The sequence below is a fragment of the Achromobacter sp. MYb9 genome (assembly GCF_002975275.1).
Lineage (GTDB): Bacteria > Pseudomonadota > Gammaproteobacteria > Burkholderiales > Burkholderiaceae_B > Achromobacter.
In genome coordinates this window covers 1-18423 of sequence record NZ_PCOQ01000022.1, presented here as the reverse complement: position 1 = coordinate 18423, position 18423 = coordinate 1, and the positions used below count along the sequence as shown (strand labels likewise).

The 18423-nt window shown below is 67.0% G+C and carries 15 protein-coding genes and 1 tRNA gene; 3 read left to right on the top strand and 13 right to left on the bottom strand.

What is annotated here, in order from left to right:
• Window positions 1–48: 48 nt before the first annotated feature.
• From CQ050_RS24230 to CQ050_RS24195, 8 genes are all read right to left on the bottom strand, one after another.
• Complete coding sequence (locus CQ050_RS24230; RefSeq protein WP_105559362.1) at window positions 49–1257, bottom strand: amidohydrolase family protein; 1209 nt, start codon at window positions 1255–1257, stop codon at window positions 49–51.
• Between the two features lie 25 nt (window positions 1258–1282).
• Window positions 1283–3025, bottom strand: coding sequence for an ABC transporter ATP-binding protein (locus CQ050_RS24225; RefSeq protein ID WP_105559361.1), 1743 nt, complete (start codon window positions 3023–3025; stop codon window positions 1283–1285).
• A 7-nt stretch (window positions 3026–3032) separates the two neighbouring features.
• Window positions 3033–3959, bottom strand: coding sequence for an ABC transporter permease (locus tag CQ050_RS24220; RefSeq protein WP_105559360.1), 927 nt, complete (start codon window positions 3957–3959; stop codon window positions 3033–3035).
• Window positions 3960–3969: 10 nt separating this feature from the next.
• Window positions 3970–4941: an ABC transporter permease gene (locus CQ050_RS24215; protein ID WP_006224503.1), complete on the bottom strand. Its 972-nt coding sequence runs from the start codon at window positions 4939–4941 to the stop codon at window positions 3970–3972.
• A gap of 143 nt (window positions 4942–5084) precedes the next feature.
• Window positions 5085–6692 (bottom strand): ABC transporter substrate-binding protein, encoded by a 1608-nt coding sequence (locus CQ050_RS24210; RefSeq protein WP_105559359.1) that lies wholly within the window; start codon window positions 6690–6692, stop codon window positions 5085–5087.
• A gap of 355 nt (window positions 6693–7047) precedes the next feature.
• Complete coding sequence (locus CQ050_RS24205; RefSeq protein WP_105559358.1) at window positions 7048–8436, bottom strand: GTPase/DUF3482 domain-containing protein; 1389 nt, start codon at window positions 8434–8436, stop codon at window positions 7048–7050.
• On the bottom strand, window positions 8429–9877 hold the full coding sequence (locus CQ050_RS24200; protein ID WP_105559357.1) for a DUF2868 domain-containing protein: 1449 nt from the start codon (window positions 9875–9877) through the stop codon (window positions 8429–8431). The genes CQ050_RS24205 and CQ050_RS24200 overlap by 8 nt, the downstream gene beginning before the upstream one ends.
• Window positions 9878–9979: 102 nt before the next feature.
• A complete protein-coding gene (locus CQ050_RS24195) occupies window positions 9980–10870 on the bottom strand; it encodes a helix-turn-helix domain-containing protein (protein ID WP_105559356.1) in 891 nt (296 codons plus the stop codon).
• A gap of 163 nt (window positions 10871–11033) precedes the next feature.
• On the opposite strand from CQ050_RS24195, the gene CQ050_RS24190 reads away from it, so the two are divergent.
• Window positions 11034–11927, top strand: a complete 894-nt coding sequence (locus CQ050_RS24190; protein WP_105559355.1) for a DMT family transporter — start codon at window positions 11034–11036, stop codon at window positions 11925–11927.
• Window positions 11928–11942: 15 nt separating this feature from the next.
• On the opposite strand, the gene CQ050_RS24185 is transcribed toward CQ050_RS24190, so the two are convergent.
• From CQ050_RS24185 to CQ050_RS24165, 5 genes are all read right to left on the bottom strand, one after another.
• Window positions 11943–13139 (bottom strand): aminotransferase class V-fold PLP-dependent enzyme, encoded by a 1197-nt coding sequence (locus CQ050_RS24185; protein ID WP_105559354.1) that lies wholly within the window; start codon window positions 13137–13139, stop codon window positions 11943–11945.
• An 11-nt stretch (window positions 13140–13150) separates the two neighbouring features.
• On the bottom strand, window positions 13151–13624 hold the full coding sequence (locus CQ050_RS24180) for a RidA family protein (protein WP_105559353.1): 474 nt from the start codon (window positions 13622–13624) through the stop codon (window positions 13151–13153).
• Window positions 13625–13728: 104 nt separating this feature from the next.
• Window positions 13729–14694 (bottom strand): transcriptional regulator GcvA, encoded by a 966-nt coding sequence (gcvA, locus tag CQ050_RS24175; RefSeq protein ID WP_105559352.1) that lies wholly within the window; start codon window positions 14692–14694, stop codon window positions 13729–13731.
• A 212-nt stretch (window positions 14695–14906) separates the two neighbouring features.
• Window positions 14907–14982, bottom strand: a tRNA-Asn gene (locus CQ050_RS24170).
• A 66-nt stretch (window positions 14983–15048) separates the two neighbouring features.
• Window positions 15049–15849 (bottom strand): IclR family transcriptional regulator, encoded by an 801-nt coding sequence (locus tag CQ050_RS24165; protein WP_105559351.1) that lies wholly within the window; start codon window positions 15847–15849, stop codon window positions 15049–15051.
• A gap of 147 nt (window positions 15850–15996) precedes the next feature.
• Here CQ050_RS24165 and CQ050_RS24160 point away from each other — a divergent pair, with 147 nt between their 5' ends.
• Entirely contained in the window at window positions 15997–17418 is a 1422-nt protein-coding gene (locus tag CQ050_RS24160; RefSeq protein WP_105559434.1) for an amidase, read from the top strand.
• 34 nt (window positions 17419–17452) lie between these two features.
• Window positions 17453–18423 (top strand): tripartite tricarboxylate transporter substrate binding protein (locus CQ050_RS24155; protein WP_105559350.1); only part of this gene is annotated, 971 nt, incomplete at its 3' end.

Sequence of the window (18423 nt, the reverse complement as noted above, 5' to 3'; positions counted from 1 at the left end):
GCGGCGGCTTTTTTATCGCTGGGCCGTCCCGAGATGGAAAAGCGGTTGCTAGAACGGCAAGGCGCCCGCCGCCAGTTCCCCGTTGCGCAGCACCGCCACATGGAAGCGCTTGTCGGCCGCCTTCAGGATGTCTTCCGTGGGGTCGCCCTGCACCAGCAACAGGTCGGCGACCTTGCCCTCGGCGATGATGCCGTGCTGGTCCAGGCCCATCAGGTCATGGCCGCGCGACGTGCCGGCGATCAGCGCGTCCACCGGCGTCATGCCGAATTCCACCATGTAGGCCAGTTCCATGGCGTTTTCGCCGTGCAGATTGAACGGCGTGCCGGCGTCCGTGCCCATCGCGATCCGGCCGCCTGCCTTGTAGTACATCTGGAATGACTCGCGGTGCCGCTGTTCCACTGCCCGGGCCTTTTCCACGGCATAGGCCGGAATGCCGTTGTCGGCGTTGGCGATGATGTTGCGCACGGCGGCGATGGTGGGCACCAGATACGTCTGCGCCTCCAGCATTTCGCGCAGGCAGTCATCGTCCATGAAGATGCCGTGCTCGATCGAATCGATGCCGGCGCGGACCGCGTTCAGGATGCCTTGCGTGCCCTGGGCGTGGCTGGCGGTGCTTTTGCGGAAACGCTTGGCCTCATGAACACCCGCCTTCATTTCGTCGAAGCTGTAGTGCGCATCCATCGGGCTGACGCCGGGCGTCATGACGCCGCCGGTCGCCATGATCTTCACCAGGTCGCAGCCGGCATGGACCTGTTCGCGCACGGCTTTGATCACGTCTTCACAGCCGTCGGCGATGCGGCCGATGCGGTTGCCGTGCCCGCCGGTCATGCAGATGATGCGGCCCGATGCCTTGATGGTGGGGCCAGGGAACACGCCGCGCGCGATCGCGTCGCGCACGCCGAATTCCAGATAGTCCTTGCCCCCGCAGTCGCGCAGCGCGGTGACGCCGCCGCGCAGGCTGGCCTGGGCGTTCTCCAGCGCGGTCAGCGTGATCTGGGCGGGCCCTTGCTTGCTTAGTTGCGCGTTGGGGTCGGCGCCGCCGGTGTAGACCAGGTGGACATGGCAATCCGCCAGGCTGGGCATCAGCGTCATGCCGGCCGTGTTGACCCGTGCGCCGACGTAGCCTTCGAATTCGCCCGCCGGCGCCACGCGCGCCACCCGCTGGCCTTCGACCAGCACGCCGTGGCCTTGCCGCATCTTGCCCTCGCCGTCGAATACCTGTCCGCCGATGAAGAGGGTCTGTCGTGTCGCCGTCATGTCTTGCTCCGGTTGCGCTCGGGAGTCAACCTTCCACCACGTCCAGTCCCTCGCGGGACATCGATTGCAGGCGGGGCATCAATCCCAGCAGGTGTTGGCTGTAGGGGTGTTGCGGATGGTCGAACAGGCTTTCCGTTTCGGCCACTTCCAGCAGTTCGCCGTAGCGCATCACGCCGACGCGGTCGCACATCTGGCGGATCACGGGCAGGTCGTGGCTGATGAACAGCATGGTCAGCCCCAGCTCTTCCTGCAGGTCTTTCAACAGGTTCAGGATCTGCGCCTGGATGGACACGTCAAGCGCGGACGTGGGTTCGTCGCAGATCAGGAAGCGCGGTCGCGTGGCCAGCGCGCGGGCGATGCAGATGCGCTGGCGCTGCCCGCCCGAGAATTCGTGCGGGAAGCGTTCGGCCGCGCGGTCGCCCAGGCCCACCACGTCAAGCAGGTCGGCCACGATGCGGCGCGCTTCGGCTTCGCTTGCGGCCAGCTTGTGAAAGCGGATGGGCTCGGCCACGATGTCCAGCACGCGCATGCGCGGGTTGAGCGACGAGAACGGATCCTGGAAGATCATCTGGATCTGGCGCCGGAATGGGTTTAGCTGCTTTTCGCCCTTGAGCGCGGTCAGATCGGTCCCGCCGAACGTAACGGACCCCTCCGAAGGCGTGTACAGCCCGGAGATCAGCCGCGCCACGGTGGATTTTCCGGAGCCCGATTCGCCCACCAGTCCGAAGACCTCGCCTTCGCCGATGGAAAAGTTCACGCGCTTGACCGCATCCAGCGTGCGCTGGTTGCGTTTTAAGAGCGCGCTCTTGAGCACGAAACGCATGGAAAGGTCGCGCACCTGCACCAGCGGTCCGCCGCTGTTCGTGCCCGCGTTCGCACCGAAGTCGCGCCGTTGGCCCAGCCAGTGCGTGGCCAGGTCGAGCGGTTGCGACGGCGTCTTCACGTCTTCGATGTAGGTGACCAGCGGAAAGCGTTTGAGCTTGATGTCCGGGCGTGGCACGGCCGAGATCAGGCTGCGGGTATAGGGGTGGTCGGGATCGCCCAGGATCTTGGCGGTGGGGCCTTGTTCCACTAGCTTGCCGTGGTACAGCACCGCCACGCGGTCGGTCACGTCCGCGATCACGCCCATGTCGTGCGTGATGATGATCATGCCGACCTGTTCCTCGCGGCACAGCTTTTTCAAGAGCGCGAGGATCTGTGCCTGGATGGAGACGTCCAGCGCCGTGGTGGGCTCGTCGGCGATGATCACCTCGGGCTCGCAGCACAGCGCCAGCGCGATCACCACGCGTTGCCGCATGCCACCCGAGAACTGGTGCGGGTATTGCTGCACGCGCAGTTCGGGCTGGTCGATGCCGACCTGCACCAGCAACTGCACCGCGCGCTTTTTGGCTTCGGCATGCGACAGGTTCAGGTGAACCTGCATGGTCTCGACCAACTGGCTTTCCACTGTCTGCAAGGGGTCCAGCGACGTCAGCGGATCCTGGAAGATCATGCCGATGCGGCGTCCCCGCACTTTGCGTTTCTGCGCCGGTGTCAGCGTGTCGATGCGTTCGCCGTTCAGCAGCACCGACCCGCCGGCCAGCCGTCCGGGCGCTTCCAGCAAGCCGATCACCGCGTTGCCGATGGTGGATTTGCCCGCGCCGGATTCGCCCACCACGCCCAGGATTTCGCCTTTTTCCAGCGACAGCGATACGCCGTCCACCGCCACCAGCGTGCCGCGGCGGCTGGGGAATTCAATACGGATGTCTTCAATGTTCAACAGGGCCATGACGTCCTCAGCGCAGCTTGGGGTTGAGCGCGTCGCGCAGCCAGTCGCCCAGCAGGTTGACCGATAGCACCAGCGCCACCAGCGCTATGCCGGGGAAGATCGATATCCACCACATGCCCGAGAACAGATAGCTGTTGCCGATGCGAATCAGCGTGCCCAGCGACGGCGACGTGACCGGCACGCCGACGCCCAGGAACGACAGGGTGGCCTCGGTAATGATGGCGATCGCCAGGTGGATGGTGGCGATGACCAGCACGGGTCCCATGACGTTGGGCAGGATGTGGCGGCGCAGGATGGTGATGGGGCCGATGCCGATGAGACGGGCGGCCTGCACGTATTCCTTGTTGCGTTCCACCAGCGTGGACCCGCGCACGGTGCGGGCGTATTGCACCCAGCCCGAAATGCCGATGGCGAAGATCAGCACGTACAACGCCAGCTGGTCGTGCATGTCGCGCGGCAAGACGCCGCGCGCCACGCCATCGATCAGCAGCGCGACCAGGATGGCCGGAAACGACAGCTGCACGTCCGCGATGCGCATGATGAAGCTGTCGATGCGGCCACCGGCGTAGCCGCTGATGAGGCCAAGCGTGACGCCCAGCACCATCGAGAACAGCACCGAGGCGAACCCGACCAGCAACGACACGCGCGAGCCGTACAGCACGGCCGACAGGATGTCGCGGCCCTGATCGTCGGTGCCCAGCAGGAAGTCGGGACTGCCGCCTTCTTCCCAGGCCGGCGGCGTGTTGGCGTCCATGATGCTGAGCGACGCCAGGTCGAAGGGATTGTGCGGCGCGATGATCGGCGCGAACAGCGCGCCCAGCAGGATGGCCAGCGTGACGACGGCGGCGATGATGGCGCCGGGCGATCGCTTGAAGCTGTGCCAGAGGTCGCTGTCCGCGGCGCGCGCAAACAATGGGGTGATGCGAGCAATCATGTTGATTCCCCTATTTGCTCTGCACGCGCAGACGCGGGTCCACGGCGAAGTACAGCAGGTCGACGACCAGATTGATGACGACGAACATGAACGCGATCAGCACCAGGTAGGCGGCCATCACGGGGATGTCCACCATGCTGATGGCCTGGATGAACAACAGCCCCATGCCGGGCCACTGGAACACCGTTTCGGTGATGATGGCGAATGCGATGATCGACCCCAGCTGCAGCCCGGTGATGGTGATGACGGGCACCATCGTGTTTTTCAAGGCGTGGCGGAAATTGATCAGCCGTTCGGGCAGGCCGCGGGCGCGCGCGAACTTGATGAAGTCGGCGCGCAGCACCTCCAGCATCTCGGCACGCACCAGGCGCATGATCAGCGTCATCTGGAACAGGGCCAGCGTGATGGCCGGCATGATCAGCGCGAGCCATCCCGACTTGGTTAAAAAGCCGGTCGTCCACCACCCCAGGCTGACGACGTCGCCGCGTCCGAAGCTGGGCAGCCATCGCAGCTGCACGCCGAAGACCAGGATGAGCAGGATGCCGATCAGGAACGTGGGCAGCGAGATGCCGGCCAGCGAGATCGCCATGAACGCCTTGGACAGCACGCCGTGCCGCTTGAGCGCGGTGTAGATGCCCATCGGGATGCCTAGCGCCAACGCCATCACGGCGGACACGAACGACAGTTCCAGCGTGGCGGGCATGCGCTCTTCGAGCAGTTCGCTGACGGGGCGGCGCTGGCGGTACGAGATGCCGAAATCGCCCTGCACGGCATTGCCGACAAAGCGGGCGAACTGCACCACGAAAGGGTCGTCCAGGCCGAGCTCGACGCGCAGTTGCGCGCGTTGTTCAGGCGTGGTGTCCTGGCCGACCATGCTGGCGATGGGGTCGCCCACATAGCGGAACATGGAGAACGCGATCAGCGCCACCGTCAACATCACCAGCACCGACTGGATAAGCCGTTGCGCAATAAAGGAAAGCATTATCGGGTGCCCTCGTTTGCAAATAACGCCGGGCCGCGTTTCCGTTGATGGCGGGAATCGGGGCTGGGCCGGGCGCGCCCGGACGGCTTGCGCCATCCGGGGCTCACACCGTCAGGAAATCAAGGCAGGGTTACGGTAACGGGTTACGGCAATACCACGTCGCGCAGGTCCAGCACGTCGTCGGCGCGCTGGATGACCTTGATGTTGTCCTTCACGCCCCACGACATCGGCTGCTGGTGCAGCGGCAGGTAGCCGAAGTCCGTGCGCACGATCTCGAAGGCTTCCTTGATCATGGCATTGCGCTTGGTCTGATCGGTTTCAACGCCGATCTTGTTGGTCAGGTCGTCGACCTTCTTGTTGCAGTAGCCGCCCAGGTTGAACTGGCCGGCGGCTGTCTTCGCGTCACGGCAGGCCGCCAGGTTCAGCAGCGCGTTGTGCGCGTCGGTGGAGCTGGGCGTCCATCCCAGCATGTATATGCTGGTCTGGTTGCCCGCCTGCAGCAGGATCTTGCCGAAGTACTTGGACTTGGTCTGCGCCAGCAGGTTGATCTTGATGCCCACGCGGGCCAGCATGCCGGCGACCGCCTGGCAGACCTTTTCGTCGTTGACGTAGCGGTCGTTCGGGCAGTCCATCGTGACCGTGAAGCCCTTCGGGTAGCCCGCTTCAGCCAGCAATTTCTTGGCGCGTTCGGGATCGGGCTTGTACGGCGCGCCATAGGAATCGGCATAGCCGTTGATGGCGGTGGCCACCAGCGAACCCAGCGGCTTGGCCGCGCCGCGCATGATCTTCTCGTTGATGGCCTTGGTGTCGACGGCCAGCACGACCGCTTCGCGCACCTTCGCGTCCTTGAAGGGGTTCTTGCCCTTCACGTCCGAGAACAGCAGTTCGTCGCGGTCCTGGTCCATCCCGATGAAGATGGCGCGCGCTTCCGGCGCCGTCAGCGGTTTCACGCCCTTGGCGTCTTCAAGGCGCTTCCAGTCCTGCACGGGAACGGGCTGCACCAGGTCCATTTCACCGGAGATCAGCGCGGCTACGCGCGTGGCCTCCTGCGTGATCGGCTGGAAGATGACTTCATCGACGTTGGTCTTGATGTCCTTGTTCCAGTAGCCGTCATAGCGCTTGAGCACGGTCTTCACGTCGGGCTGGCGCGAGACCAGCATGAAGGGGCCGGTGCCGTTGGCGTTCAGGTTGGCGTAGTTGCCCTGGTTGTCGCCTTTGACGTTGGTGGCCTCGGTGGTCTTGTTCTTTTCGGCCCACGTCTTGCTCATGATGTACAGGAACACCCATTCGCGCGGCAGGATGGGGTTGGGCGTGGGGGTGATGACTTCAATGGTGTAGTCGTCCACCTTCTTGATGTCGGAAGCCTTGGCGCCGTAGCCCTTCATGTCGGAGCCAGGCGTCAGGCTGCGCTTCCAGGAAAAGATCACGTCGTCCGCTGTGAAAGGCGAACCGTCGTGGAACTTCACGCCTTTACGAAGCTTGAACACCCATTTGGTCGGCTCCGGGTTTTCCCAGCTTTCGGCCAGCAACGGGGTGAGTTTCAGATTGCCGTCGTAACCGGCCAGGGTCTCGTAGATGTTGCCCTGGAAACCCAGCGTGAAGGTTTCGTTCAAGGCCATCGGGTCCATCGACGTGGCGTCGCCTTGGTAAGACCAGTGGAACGTCTTGGCGGCCGCGCCGGCGCTGAATGCCAGCGATGCCGCAACGGCAGCCGCGAGCGCAGCTTGCTTCAGGTGGGGAAAAGTACGCATAGCCCTCATGCTCCGTGTGGTGCGCGGATCGCGCGACAGAAGTGACAGGGCCCCGGCCCCTTCGGGATCCGGGGCATGGCGTTGCTGCTTACGACGAAAGACGGCGTGGGGCCAGAAGGCGCGTGGCGCGGACTGCGCACGCGTCGTGGAGGGCGATGCCGGGAATCACTGCCGAAGACTTCGACTTCACGATAGACCCAACCCCTTGTGAATGTCATGGCGGGGACGGACCGCGCCGATGCAGATCGAATCTTATAGATCGATTCGTTTAAGCGTCAATCGGTTTGGATTGGGGTTAGTCCGCGCTTGCCGTCGGCGTTGAATGGTGCGTTTGACGGCGTGGGCAGCGGTGGATTCATGCATCTGGCCGAGGCGTGGCGGCAAGGGTTTTCGCCAACTCGTGGACGATGCGCTTCCTGCGGTCGCTGTCTTCATAGTGCTTGCCCAGCGCCGACCATTCGGGGCGGCTGCGCGCTTCTTTCAGCGCGTCGGGCAACGGCCCTTTTTGCCAGGCTGCGTCATCCGGAAGGGCGAGTTTCAATGGCTCGCGCGCGGCGTGGCCGCGGCGTTCCAGGGCATCGATCAATTGCCGCTGACGCAGGGCCAGCAAGCGCAGCACGGCGTCGTCCACGCTGATCTCGCGCCAGCCGCGCAGTTTGCCGGCGACGCGCTTGCCCAGCTTTTCGACGCCTTGCCAGAGCCCGCCGGCCGCCGCGCCGATCAGCATGCCGGTGCCCAGGCTGAGGCCCGCGCTGAACAGGTCGACCGCGGCGCCCGCCATCGCGCCGGCGGCGGCGCCCATGCCGACCTGCACGCCCATGTCTTTCAGCGCCTGAGGATGGAACAGGTCCATGCCCCAGCGTTCGCCTTGCAGGGGCAGCGTGTCGTCCGAAAAATCAGATGGACGGAAGTTATAGAGCGCCAGTAAGGCGTTCACGCAGGTCTGTTCGCGTTGCCGGACTTGATCGCGCAACTGGTTCGACGTGGCGGCAAGCGCGGGCTCGTCGCTGGCGCTGGACAGGCGCAGCGCCGCGACGTCGACCAGCAGATCGGCCAGCAGTTCGTAGGCGGCGGCGTGGCGTTCGCGGCGTTGCAGCGACAGGCTGTCGGCCAACCGGGCCAGTGCGTCCGCGTGCCGGTCCAGCAGCACCCCCAGTTTGCTGTACAGCTGCTGTTCGCCATCGAGCGGCGGCGCGACCGTGTCGAATTCCACCACCGCATGCAGGCCCAGCCGCGCCATCGCGCCACGCCACTCGTCGGCGCGGTGGGCGGGCGCGTTCACGAAATTGAGCACTGGCAGCAAGGGGCGGCCGCAGGCGGCCAGGATGGAGAGTTCGTCGCGATGCTTGCCCAGCACGGGATCGCGCGCGTCGATCACATACAGGGCGGCGTCGCAGTCCAACATCTTCGTCAGGACGCGGGCTTCCTGCTCGTAGCGGCCATGGGCTTCGGGCGTGTCCAGGAAGCGGCGGATGCGCGCCGGCCCGTCCAGCCGTTCGTCGGGGCCGTCCAGCCGCTCCAGGTATTCCAGCAGGGCGATGCTGTCTTCCATTCCCGGGGTGTCGAACCATTCCAGCACGGCGCGGCCTTGCAGGCGTAGCCGCGCGCCTTCGACGTGACGGGTGGTGCCCGGGCTGTCGGCCACCTGGCCGAACGCCGTGTCCCGTGTGAGGGTGCGCAGCAACGAGGTCTTGCCGGTGTTGGTGTGGCCCACCACCGCGATCTTGATGACGCCGTCAGCCATGGCCGGACTCCAGCCACGCCAGGGGCGCGGCGGGGGATTGCAGGATGGCGTCGGCGGCCAGGCCCAGGGCCAGCAGCCGTTCGCGCCACAAGGCGGCGCGCGTGCCGGCGCCGGAGGCCTCGTCCGGGGACGGGGGGGTGATGAGCCAGACGCCGGTGGTTTGCGCGTGCGCGGATAGTTCCGCGATCAGCGACAGGGTGCCGCGATCAGGCGTTTGGCGCGCATCGCAGGCGATCAGCAGGCGCGACGCCGCGGCCTGGGCCAGCGCGTCCAGCACCCGGTTGCGTTCTTCCCGCGTGTCCAGGTTGCCGGCCAGCCGGATGCCGTCGGGCACGCCGGCGGGCGGCCAGGCCAGGTCGGCGGGCAATTCCAGGCCCAGCATCACGGGTTGTCCGGCCAGCCCGGCCAGCGCGGGCCCACGCACGCGGGGTTCGTGCAGCGGGTCCACGGGACGGTCGATGCCAGTGGATTGCGCCGGGGGCTCGAGGCGGTCGCGTAGCGGCGAAAAGCCGGCAAGCAAGGGGTCGACGCGCAAATGGCGCAGGGCCCGCAGCGCGGCGGCCACGCACAGCGCGCCCGCCACCAGGCGCGGCAGGATGCCGTAGACCACCAGCACGCCGATCAGCCACAGCGACCACTGCACCTGCGCGTCCGGGGACAGCGTCTGCGCTCCGTCGCTGGCGCGGATGATGGCGGCGTCTGGCATTGGAAAGCCCAGGTGCGCGGGCAGCCAGCCGATGGCCTGCGTCAGCCCCACGAAGGTGTCGGGCGCCAGGAGCGTGGTGGCCCAGATGAACCGGTAACTGGCGGTGGACAGCACCGCCAGCAAGGCGGCCAGCGCGGCGCATAGCGCCGTCAGCCACAACAGATGGCTGATGGCCCCGAAGAGCCAGCGCAACGCGCCTGCGCGCGCCAGAAGGTTCAGGAGGGCCTGCGGCACCAGCGCGCCGTCGGGACCGCGCGACAGCTTGCGGGTGGCCCACAGCCAAAGACGGCCCAAACCGGTCACGGCCGACGGCCTGAGCAGAAAGCTGGCCAGCCACAGCAGGAAGGTCAATGCGTGCAGGCCGAGCAAGGCGCCCAGCGCCCAAAGCACGTTGACGGGGCGCGACCCATCGCCCAGCGCGCCCAGGGCCACGCCGATGCCGGACAACAGGGCCAGGACGAACAGCACGGCCAGGATGCCGCGCGCGCTGCGGCGCCAGGCATCGACCATCGGGGTGAGGTTTTCGCGTTGCGCCAGCAGGTCGGCGCGGGCCAGGATGCGCGAAGGCAGATCGGTATCCAGCTGCCGCACGCGCCGGACGGCGTCGGCATCGTCCAGCGGGCCCCAGTGGGTTTCACGCAGGCGGATGAGTTCGGCCAGCCAATGCGCGCGCAGCGGGCGCGGGGCGGCCGGGCCGGCCAGGGGTTCGGAATCGCGAGAGGGCGAAGGCGGCATCGCGTCGTGGGCAAGCGCGGTCGGACCGCGGTGTCAGGCCGCTAAGGGCGATGCGCCATTGTAGACGCGCGGGTCGGGAAACGGGGCCGGACTGCGTCGTGTTCAGTGCTGGCGGCGCGCGTTGCGGTACTGGCCGGGCGTGACGCCGACGGCGTCGCGGAACACCCGGGACAAGTGGCTGGCGTTGCCGAAGCCGCTGGCCTGCGCGATGCCGGCCAGATCGCCTTTGCCGGCCGCCAGCAGGCTGCGGGCGTGCGCCAGGCGGCGTCCTCGCACCCAGGCGTGCGGCGGTTCGCCGAACGAGGTGTGGAACATGCGGGCGAAATGGTAGGTGGACAGCGCGGCGATTCCGGCCAGCTGGTCCAGCGTCAGGGGTTCGTGCAAGTGCGCGTCCACGTAGTCCATGATGCGCCGGCGCACGACGGGCGCGAGGCCGCCGCGGACGGGTTGGGCGGTCTTGCGGGCCACGCCCTGGTTCAGCAAGTGATGCAGCACGGTTTCGGCGGCGCTGCTGGCCGCCAGCCGGTCCGCCGGCTGCGCCCAGTCGGTGCCCAGCAACTGGCGGCACACGTCAATCAGGGAATCGTCCTGGATGTAGGTGCGGTCGCGCAGTTCCAGCGTGCGGGGTTCGCAGTCCAGCCGCATGACGGCCTCGCGCGCCAGCCGCTCGGGCGCGATGTACAGGTGCAGGAAATGGACGGTGTCGTTCATGCACCAGCGCGAATAGTGTTCGGCCGGCAGCACGCAAAACTTGCCGGCGCCGCCGTGCAGCGTGTCGTGGCCGACCCGGAACGACTTGTCGCCACCGTGCAGGTACAAGGACAGCGTGTGATGGCCGGGCATGTCGTAACCCAGCGTTTCATTGGCGCTGCGGGCCCATTGCGAAATGGCGATCCCTTCGCCCAGCGGCGCGGCGCGTTCCAGCGTGGCGGTGGAGCGCGACAGGGTGCGGAAGACGGAGAAGTCGGCGGGGGCCGACGCGATAGTGCCCATAGGACTGAAATGCTACTGCGATCTCGCGCGCGCCGCGCGCGCGACCCTGCAAAAACCGCAAGAACCGGCAATTCCGGTCTGCCGCGGCGGCGCACACTCGCGGCGAACGGATCTGCCGTCTGGCGGGCCCGCCCCGCCTTCCTTTTTTGCTGCGCATCGCATCGTGAATCTCTTCCTGTATTTCCTGACTGTCGTCATCTGGGGCACCACCTGGATCGCCATCAAGCTGCAACTGGGCGTGGTGGCCATTCCCGTATCCATCTTCTACCGCTTCGCGCTGGCGGGCCTGGTGCTGTTCGCCGCTTTGCTGCTGACCCGTAAATTGCAGAAGATGGACCGGCGCGGCCATTGGCTCTGCGTGGGCCAGGGCCTGTGCCTGTTTTGCCTGAATTTCCTGTGCTTCTATACCGCCACGCAGTGGATCCCCAGTGGGCTGGTGTCGGTGGTGTTTTCCGCCGCGACGCTGTGGAACGCGTTGAACGCCCGCCTGTGGTTCGGCACCCGCGTCGCGTCGCGCGTGATGCTGGCCGGGGCATTCGGTTTTTCGGGGCTGGTGCTGCTGTTCTGGCCCGAGCTTGCCAGCCAGCAGGCCAGCCACGAAACGCTGTTGGGCCTGGGCTTCGCGCTGCTGGGCACCTTTTGCTTTTCCACCGGCAACATGCTGTCGTCGCTGCAGCAGCGCGCCGGCATCCGGCCGCTGACGGGCAACGCCTACAGCATGCTGTATGGCGCCGCTATCCTGCTGGCGGGGTGTGTGGCGGCGGGCCTGCCATTCCAGTTCGACCCGTCGCCGTCCTATGCCGGCGCCCTGCTCTATCTGGCCATTCCGGGATCGGTGATCGGTTTTACGGCCTATCTGACGCTGGTGGGCCGCATGGGACCCGCCCGCGCCGCGTATTGCACGGTGCTGTTCCCCGTGGTGGCGCTAAGCGTGTCGACGGTGGCCGAGGGCTATCAGTGGACGCCGGCCACCTTCGCCGGCCTGGCGCTGGTGATGGTCGGCAACCTGCTGGTTTTCACGAAATGGACCCCGTTCATGCGCCGCGCGACGGCTTGAGGCTTGTGCCGCCGGCTATCGCGCCAGTTGCCGCAGCCCGTCCAGCAATCGGGATATTTCGTCATCACTGGTCAGATAGCTGACCGAGGCGCGCGCGATCTGGGTCAGGCCGCGTGCCCGCATGTCCAGTGGCGTGTACGGCACCCCGTTGCTGCCAATGGTGATGCCCTGTGCCGCCAGGGCGCGTTGCACGGCCGTTGCGTCCTGGCCCGCCACATTGAAGGACACCAGGCCCGACAATTCCCGGCCTTGATCCAGCACCGTGATGCCCGGAATGGCCGCGAGTTCAGCGCGCAGCAATCGGGCGTTTGCATCGATGGTGGCGCGGATGGCCGCAAGGCCGATGTCCAGCGCTTCCTGCAAGGCATGGGCCAGGCCACAGCGCAACGCCAACGAGTTTTCGGCGGATTCCAGCCGGGCGGCGTCGGCGCGCAATCGGGGCTGGTCGTCGTCGCCCAACGGGGCCGAATGGGTATCCACGAAAGCGGGCGTGAGCTGGTCCAGGAAATCCCGCCGCACATACAGCAGGCCCGTGCCGCGCGGCCCGCGCAAGGCCTTGCGGCCGGCACCGCTCAAGACATCGCAGCCGATCTCCGCCACATCGATGGGCAGTTGGCCTACTGCTTGCGCCGCATCCACGAAATACGGGATGCCGTGCTGCCGCGCCACGCGTCCGATGGCGGCGGCCGGGTTGATCAGGCCGCCGTTGGCGGGCAGCCAGGTCAGCGCGATCAGGCGCACGCGCTCGTCAAGCATGGCGGCCAGCGCGTCGGCGTCCACGCAGCCGGTATCGTCCGACGGGATGGTTTCCAGCACCGCGCCGGCGCGCTCCGCGCGTAGCCGCATGGCTGCCAGGTTGCCGCCCCATTCATGGCGGGCGACCAGGATGCGGTCGCCGGGCCGCCAGGGCGCAAGCGCCGCGAAGGCGGCGCCCCAGCCGGGAGAGTTGCCGGTGGTCAGGGCGATCTCTTCCGGTTGTGCATTCAGTAGCCGCGCCGACAGCGTGCGGGCGCTTTCGGTCAGCGCGCGCGCGGCCACGCCTGCCTCCATCGGGCCCTGCGCCGCTTCGCGCAGCAGATGCGCTTGAATCGCTTCCAGCGTGCCCGACGAGGGCAGCGACGAGCCGGCGTGGTTGAAGTGGATGCTGGCGTGCGCGCCAGGCGTGCGGGCGCGCAGCGCCTGGATGGCGTCTGGGGTCAGAGGGGCGGGCATGGCAAGGGCGCTCAGGCGGGCGTCAAGGCGATGACGGCTTCGATTTCCACGGAGACGCCTTGCGGCAGGGACGCCACGCCGACGGCGCTGCGCGCATGGCGGCCGGCGTCGCCGAACACGGCCACCATCAGGTCCGACGCGCCGTTGGCGATGGCACTCTGGCGGTTGAAGTCGGGCGTGCTGGCCACGAAGACGCCCAGGCGCACCACGCGTGCCACGCGGTCCAGGCGGTCGCCGGTGGCGGCGGCGATCTGCGACAGGATGCCCAGGCCCGACAGCTTGGCGGCTTCGACGCCGTCGGCGTCGGAGACTTGATTGCCCAGCTGGCCCAGATAGCGCGGCTTGCCGTCCTGGCGCGAGATCTGGCCCGAGATGGTGAGCAGGTTGCCCTCAAGGACGAACGGCACGTAGTTGGCGGCGGGAGCGGCGGCGGCTTCCAGGGTATAGCCCAGTTCGGCCACGCGGCCGGAGATGGTGCGGGTCATGTTGATTCACCTGCAAAAGGGGTTAGCGAAAAGTGCGAACTTCGATGCTATCGGGCACGGCGGCGCGTGACCAATCAATTCTTGCCTTATACGCATGAGTAAAACTAATGCGTGTGGCGATTGGCCGAGTTTGCACCAGCGCCTGCGCCTGCCTCTGGGTCTGCGTCTGCCTCTGCCGTAGCCGAGGCAGCCAGCCAGTCGTGGAAGGCTTGCGCCAAGGGTGTCAGCGCGCCGCGGGGGGCTACGAACCACCAGCCGATGCGGGGATCTTCCAGCACCGTGCCCGGCAGTGCGTCCACCAGCGCGCCGCTGGCCAGGTGCGGGGCGATCAGCCGGTGCCGGCCCATGGCCAGGCCCTGGCCAGCCAGCGCGGCTTCGACGACGATGTTGTAGTCGTGCAGGCGCACCGTCTGGGCGCGGCCCAGATCCATGCCGAAGCGCCGCGACCAGGCGTCCCATTCAAAGGGCTGCCTGGCATGCGAGGCGAGCAGCGGGTGGCGCAGCAAGTCGTTCGCCGTGCGGGGGCGCTTGCGGCCAGCGATCAAGGCGGGCGCGCACACGACGGACAGCCGTTCAGCCATCAGGAGCCGCGAGGCGACGCCCGGCCAGCCGCCTCGGCCATAGCGGATCGCCACGTCCACTTCGCCGCCCGCGACATCGGCCAGGCCGATGTCGGTTTGCAGTTGCAGATCAATGCCTGGATGCGCGGCGGCGAACGCCGGCAGGCGCGGTGCCAGCCAGCGCGTGGCGAACGACGCCAGCAAGCCGACCTTCAGCGTGGCGCGGGCCGTGGCCGGCGCGCGGATGTCGTCGGTGCCCTGGCGCAGCAGTTCAAAGGCGGCATGCACGTGTTCGTAATAGGCCTGCCCCGCAGGCGTCAGCGCCACGGCCCGCGTGCGCCGTTCAAACAGCGCCACGCCCAGTTCGCTTTCCAGCCGCTGGATGTGATGGCTGATCGCGCTCTGCGTGACGAAAAGTTCTTGAGCCGCCAGCGAAAAGCTCAAGCGCCGCGCCGCCGCTTCGAAGGCGCGCAGGGAAACCAGGGCAGGCAGGGATCGCGTGGAACGCATGGGGCGGATGGCGAAGCGCGTCGGAACGGGATGCGCGTCATCCTACGCGTTGTGGATCGGTTGTGGGTCGCTTGTGGGTCGGTCGTGGGCCGCAATGCAAAAAGCCCGCAAACAGGTTGCGGGCTTTTTTAAGGGTACTGCGGGTATTGCTTGTCTTGCAGATACTGCTTGTCTTGCTAGCGGTGCGGATGAACATTGCACGGCTGAATTCTTGGCTCCCCGAGCTGGGCTCGAACCAGCGACCTGCGGATTAACAGTCCGTCGCTCTACCGACTGAGCTATCGGGGAACAGGTAGAGGGGCCGAATTATGCACAAAAAATCGGAAGAATGCAAAACAGCCTGAAAAATTTCGGTCAGGCGTGCTGGATCGCCTGCGCCGTGCGGAACAGCTGCGGCACGATGTCGCGCAACAAGCGGTCAGCGGGATAGTCGTTGCGCGGCGCGCTGACGCTGATCGCCGCCAGCGGCTGGCCGCGCGCATCGCGCAGCAGCACGGCCGCGCCCACCTGGTTCTGCAGCACTTGATCTTCGGTCAGCGCGTAGCCGTCTTCGCGCGCCTGGCGCACGAGCGCCAGCAGCGCGTCCGGGTCCACGACCGTGCGCGGCGTGAACGCGCGCGGCGGCGCGCGCAGCAGCGCCTGGCGGATGGCGTCGTCGTCCTGTGGCGTCAGCAGCATGCGTCCGCCGCTGTTGCACCAGGCGGGCATGCGGCGTCCCGGCAGCATTTCGGCCAGCGTCATTTGCCGGCTGGGCAGGCGCAGCAGATAGATCATGTCGCCGCCGGCCAGCACGCTCATGTGCACGGCCAGGCCGCAACGGTCGCGCAACGCCACCAGATGCGGCGCGGCCATGGAGACCAGCCGGTCGCTGCGCAGGAAGAAGTAGCCCAATTCCACGACGCGCGGCCCCAGCCGATAGCGGCGCGATGACGCGTCCTTGACCAGGTAGCCCAGGCGCTCCCACGTATGGATGAAGCGCTGCGCCGCGCTTTTCCCCAGCCCCGTGAGCGTGGCGATATCGGTCAGGCCCAGCGAGTCCGAGGCGTTGCCGAACGCGTCCAGCACCCGCATGCCTTTTTCCAGCGACGCGACGAACAAGGGATCGTCGGCGTCCGCCAGGGAGGTAGCGGCAACGGGGGGCGGGCGTGTCGTCATGGGGCTCCAGGCCGGGCGGCGCAAGGGGGCGGATGCGGTGGCGTCATGGGCAGCGCTAGTTTCCCCGAATTGTCCGGGGGCGGAATACCCACTATAAAGTTGATTATTCAATACTTTATATCGCATAGCAATACATTGCCGCTGCCCATGACTCAGAATTCCTCCTTATGCGACATGACCGCCGTGGCCTTGCGGGCCGACATCGCCGCTGGCCATGTCAGCGCCCGCGACGTAACGGCCGCGCACCTGGCGCGCATCAATGCCTGCAACCCCCACGTGAATGCCGTGGTCACGGTGGACGCCGAAGGCGCGCTGGCGCGCGCCCTGTTGGCCGACGAGCGCCAAGCGGCCGGCCAGCCGCTGGGCCTGCTGCACGGATTGCCGATCCTGCACAAGGATTCCTTCCTGACGGCCGGCATGCGAACCACCTACGGGTCGCCGCTATACCGCGACTTCGTGCCTGATCGCGACAGCCTGATCGTCACCCGCGAACGCGCGGCCGGCGCCATCACGCTGGGCAAGACCAACCTGCCCGAATTCGGCGCCGGTTCGCAGACGTTCAACCCGGTGTTCGGCGCCACCCGCAATCCCTACGACCCGCGTCTGACGGCCGGCGGCAGCAGCGGCGGGGCCGCCGCCGCGCTGGCCGCCCGCATGGCGCCATTGGCCGACGGCACGGACATGGGCGGATCGCTGCGCAACCCGGCTTCGTTTTGCAATGTCGTGGGCCTGCGTCCGTCGCCCGGGCGCGTCCCGCAATGGCCCACGGCCAATCCGTACAACGCGTTGACCGTCGCGGGCCCGATGGCGCGCACGGTGGCCGATGTGGCGTTGCTGCTGGCCGCCACGGCAGGGGCGGATGCGCGCGACCCGCTTGCCATCGAACAGGACCCCGACCGCTTCCTGGACAGCCTGTCTCGCGATTTCAAAGGCGTGCGTATCGCCTACGCGCCGACGTGGGGCGGCCTGCCGGTGGAAGCCGCCGTGGTGCAGGCGCTGGAGCGCCAACTGCCGGTTTTCGCGGACCTGGGCGCCCAGGTCGAAGCGGCTTGCCCGGACTTCACCGGCGCGGACGCCGCATTCCAGGCCTTGCGCGGGCAGACCTTCGCGGTGGGCTACGAAGCGGTGCTGCGCGAACACAGGCACCTGCTCAAGGACAGCGTCGTCTGGAACATCGAGCTGGGCCTGCAACAACCGGCTGCCGCCGTCGTCCAGGCCGAGCGCGACCGCGCCGCCCTGTTCGCCCGCATGCACGCCTTCATGCAGCAGCATGAATTCCTGATCGGGCCGGTCAGCCAGGTGCTGCCGTTCCCGGTCGAACAGGAAACCGTAAGCGCCATCGAAGGCACGCCGATGCACAACTACATCGACTGGATGCGTTCGGGCTACTACCTGTCGCTGACCGGCCATCCGGCCATTTCCGTGCCCTGCGGTTTCAGCGACGCGGGCCTGCCCGTCGGCATCCAGATCGTCGGCCGCTATCGCCAGGAACATGCGCTGCTGCAATTGGCGCACGCGTTCGAACAAGCCACGCAGTACTGGCGCCAGGCGCCCGTGCTGCCGCACTGACTGACCACCACGCCAACAACACAAGGGGAAAACAATGAACCACACCGTCGCCCGCGCCATTGCGCTGTGCGTCCTGGCCGCAGCGCCGCTGATGGTTTCGGCACAGGCCTACCCGGAAAAGCCCATCACCATGGTGGTGCCGTTCCCGCCTGGCGGATCCACCGACGTCATCGGCCGCCTCTTCGCCGCGAAGCTGGGCGCGCGTCTGGGCCAGACCGTCGTCATTGAAAACAAGCCCGGCGCCAACACCGGCATCGGCGCCACCGCCGTCGCCCGCGCCGCGCCCGACGGCTACACATTGATGATCACCGGCGCCCCGACGTTCACGTCGAACCCGCTGCTGTATCCCAACCTGAGCTACGACCCGATCAAGAGTTACGAGTACGTCGCCGTCGCGGGCAGCACGCCGTTCGTGATCCTGACGAACCCGCAGTCCGGCATCGGCACGGTGGCCGACATCACGACGAAATCAGCCGCGCAACCGCTCAGCTTCGGGTCGTTCGGTAACGGCTCCACCCCTCACATGGCGGGCGAGTCGCTGGCCCAGCGTACCGGCGCCAAGTTGCTGCACGTGCCCTACCGCGGCAGCGCCCCGGCCATGACCGACCTGATCGGCAACCAGATTCCGTTGTCGATCGACACGCTGGTGGCGGGTCTGCCCCAGATCAAGGCCGGCAAGGTCCGCGCCGTGGCGCTGACCGGCCGCGCGCGCTCGCCCCTGGTACCTGACGTGCCTACCGTCGCGGAAGGTGGCGTTGCCGGCTACGACTTCGAAACGTGGTTCGGCGTCGTCATGCCCAAAGGCACGCCCGCGCCCATCGTCGCCCGGATGTCCAAGGAGATCGAAGCGGTGATGGCGGAACCGGACACGCGCGCCAAGCTGCAGGACCTGGGCTTTGACGCCACCTACCAGGACCCGGCCGCGTTCCGCCGCAAGGTGGAAACGGAACTGGAGCGCAAGAACGCGACGAGGGCATTTCTGTATCGATCCAAGTGGGCAGTGGG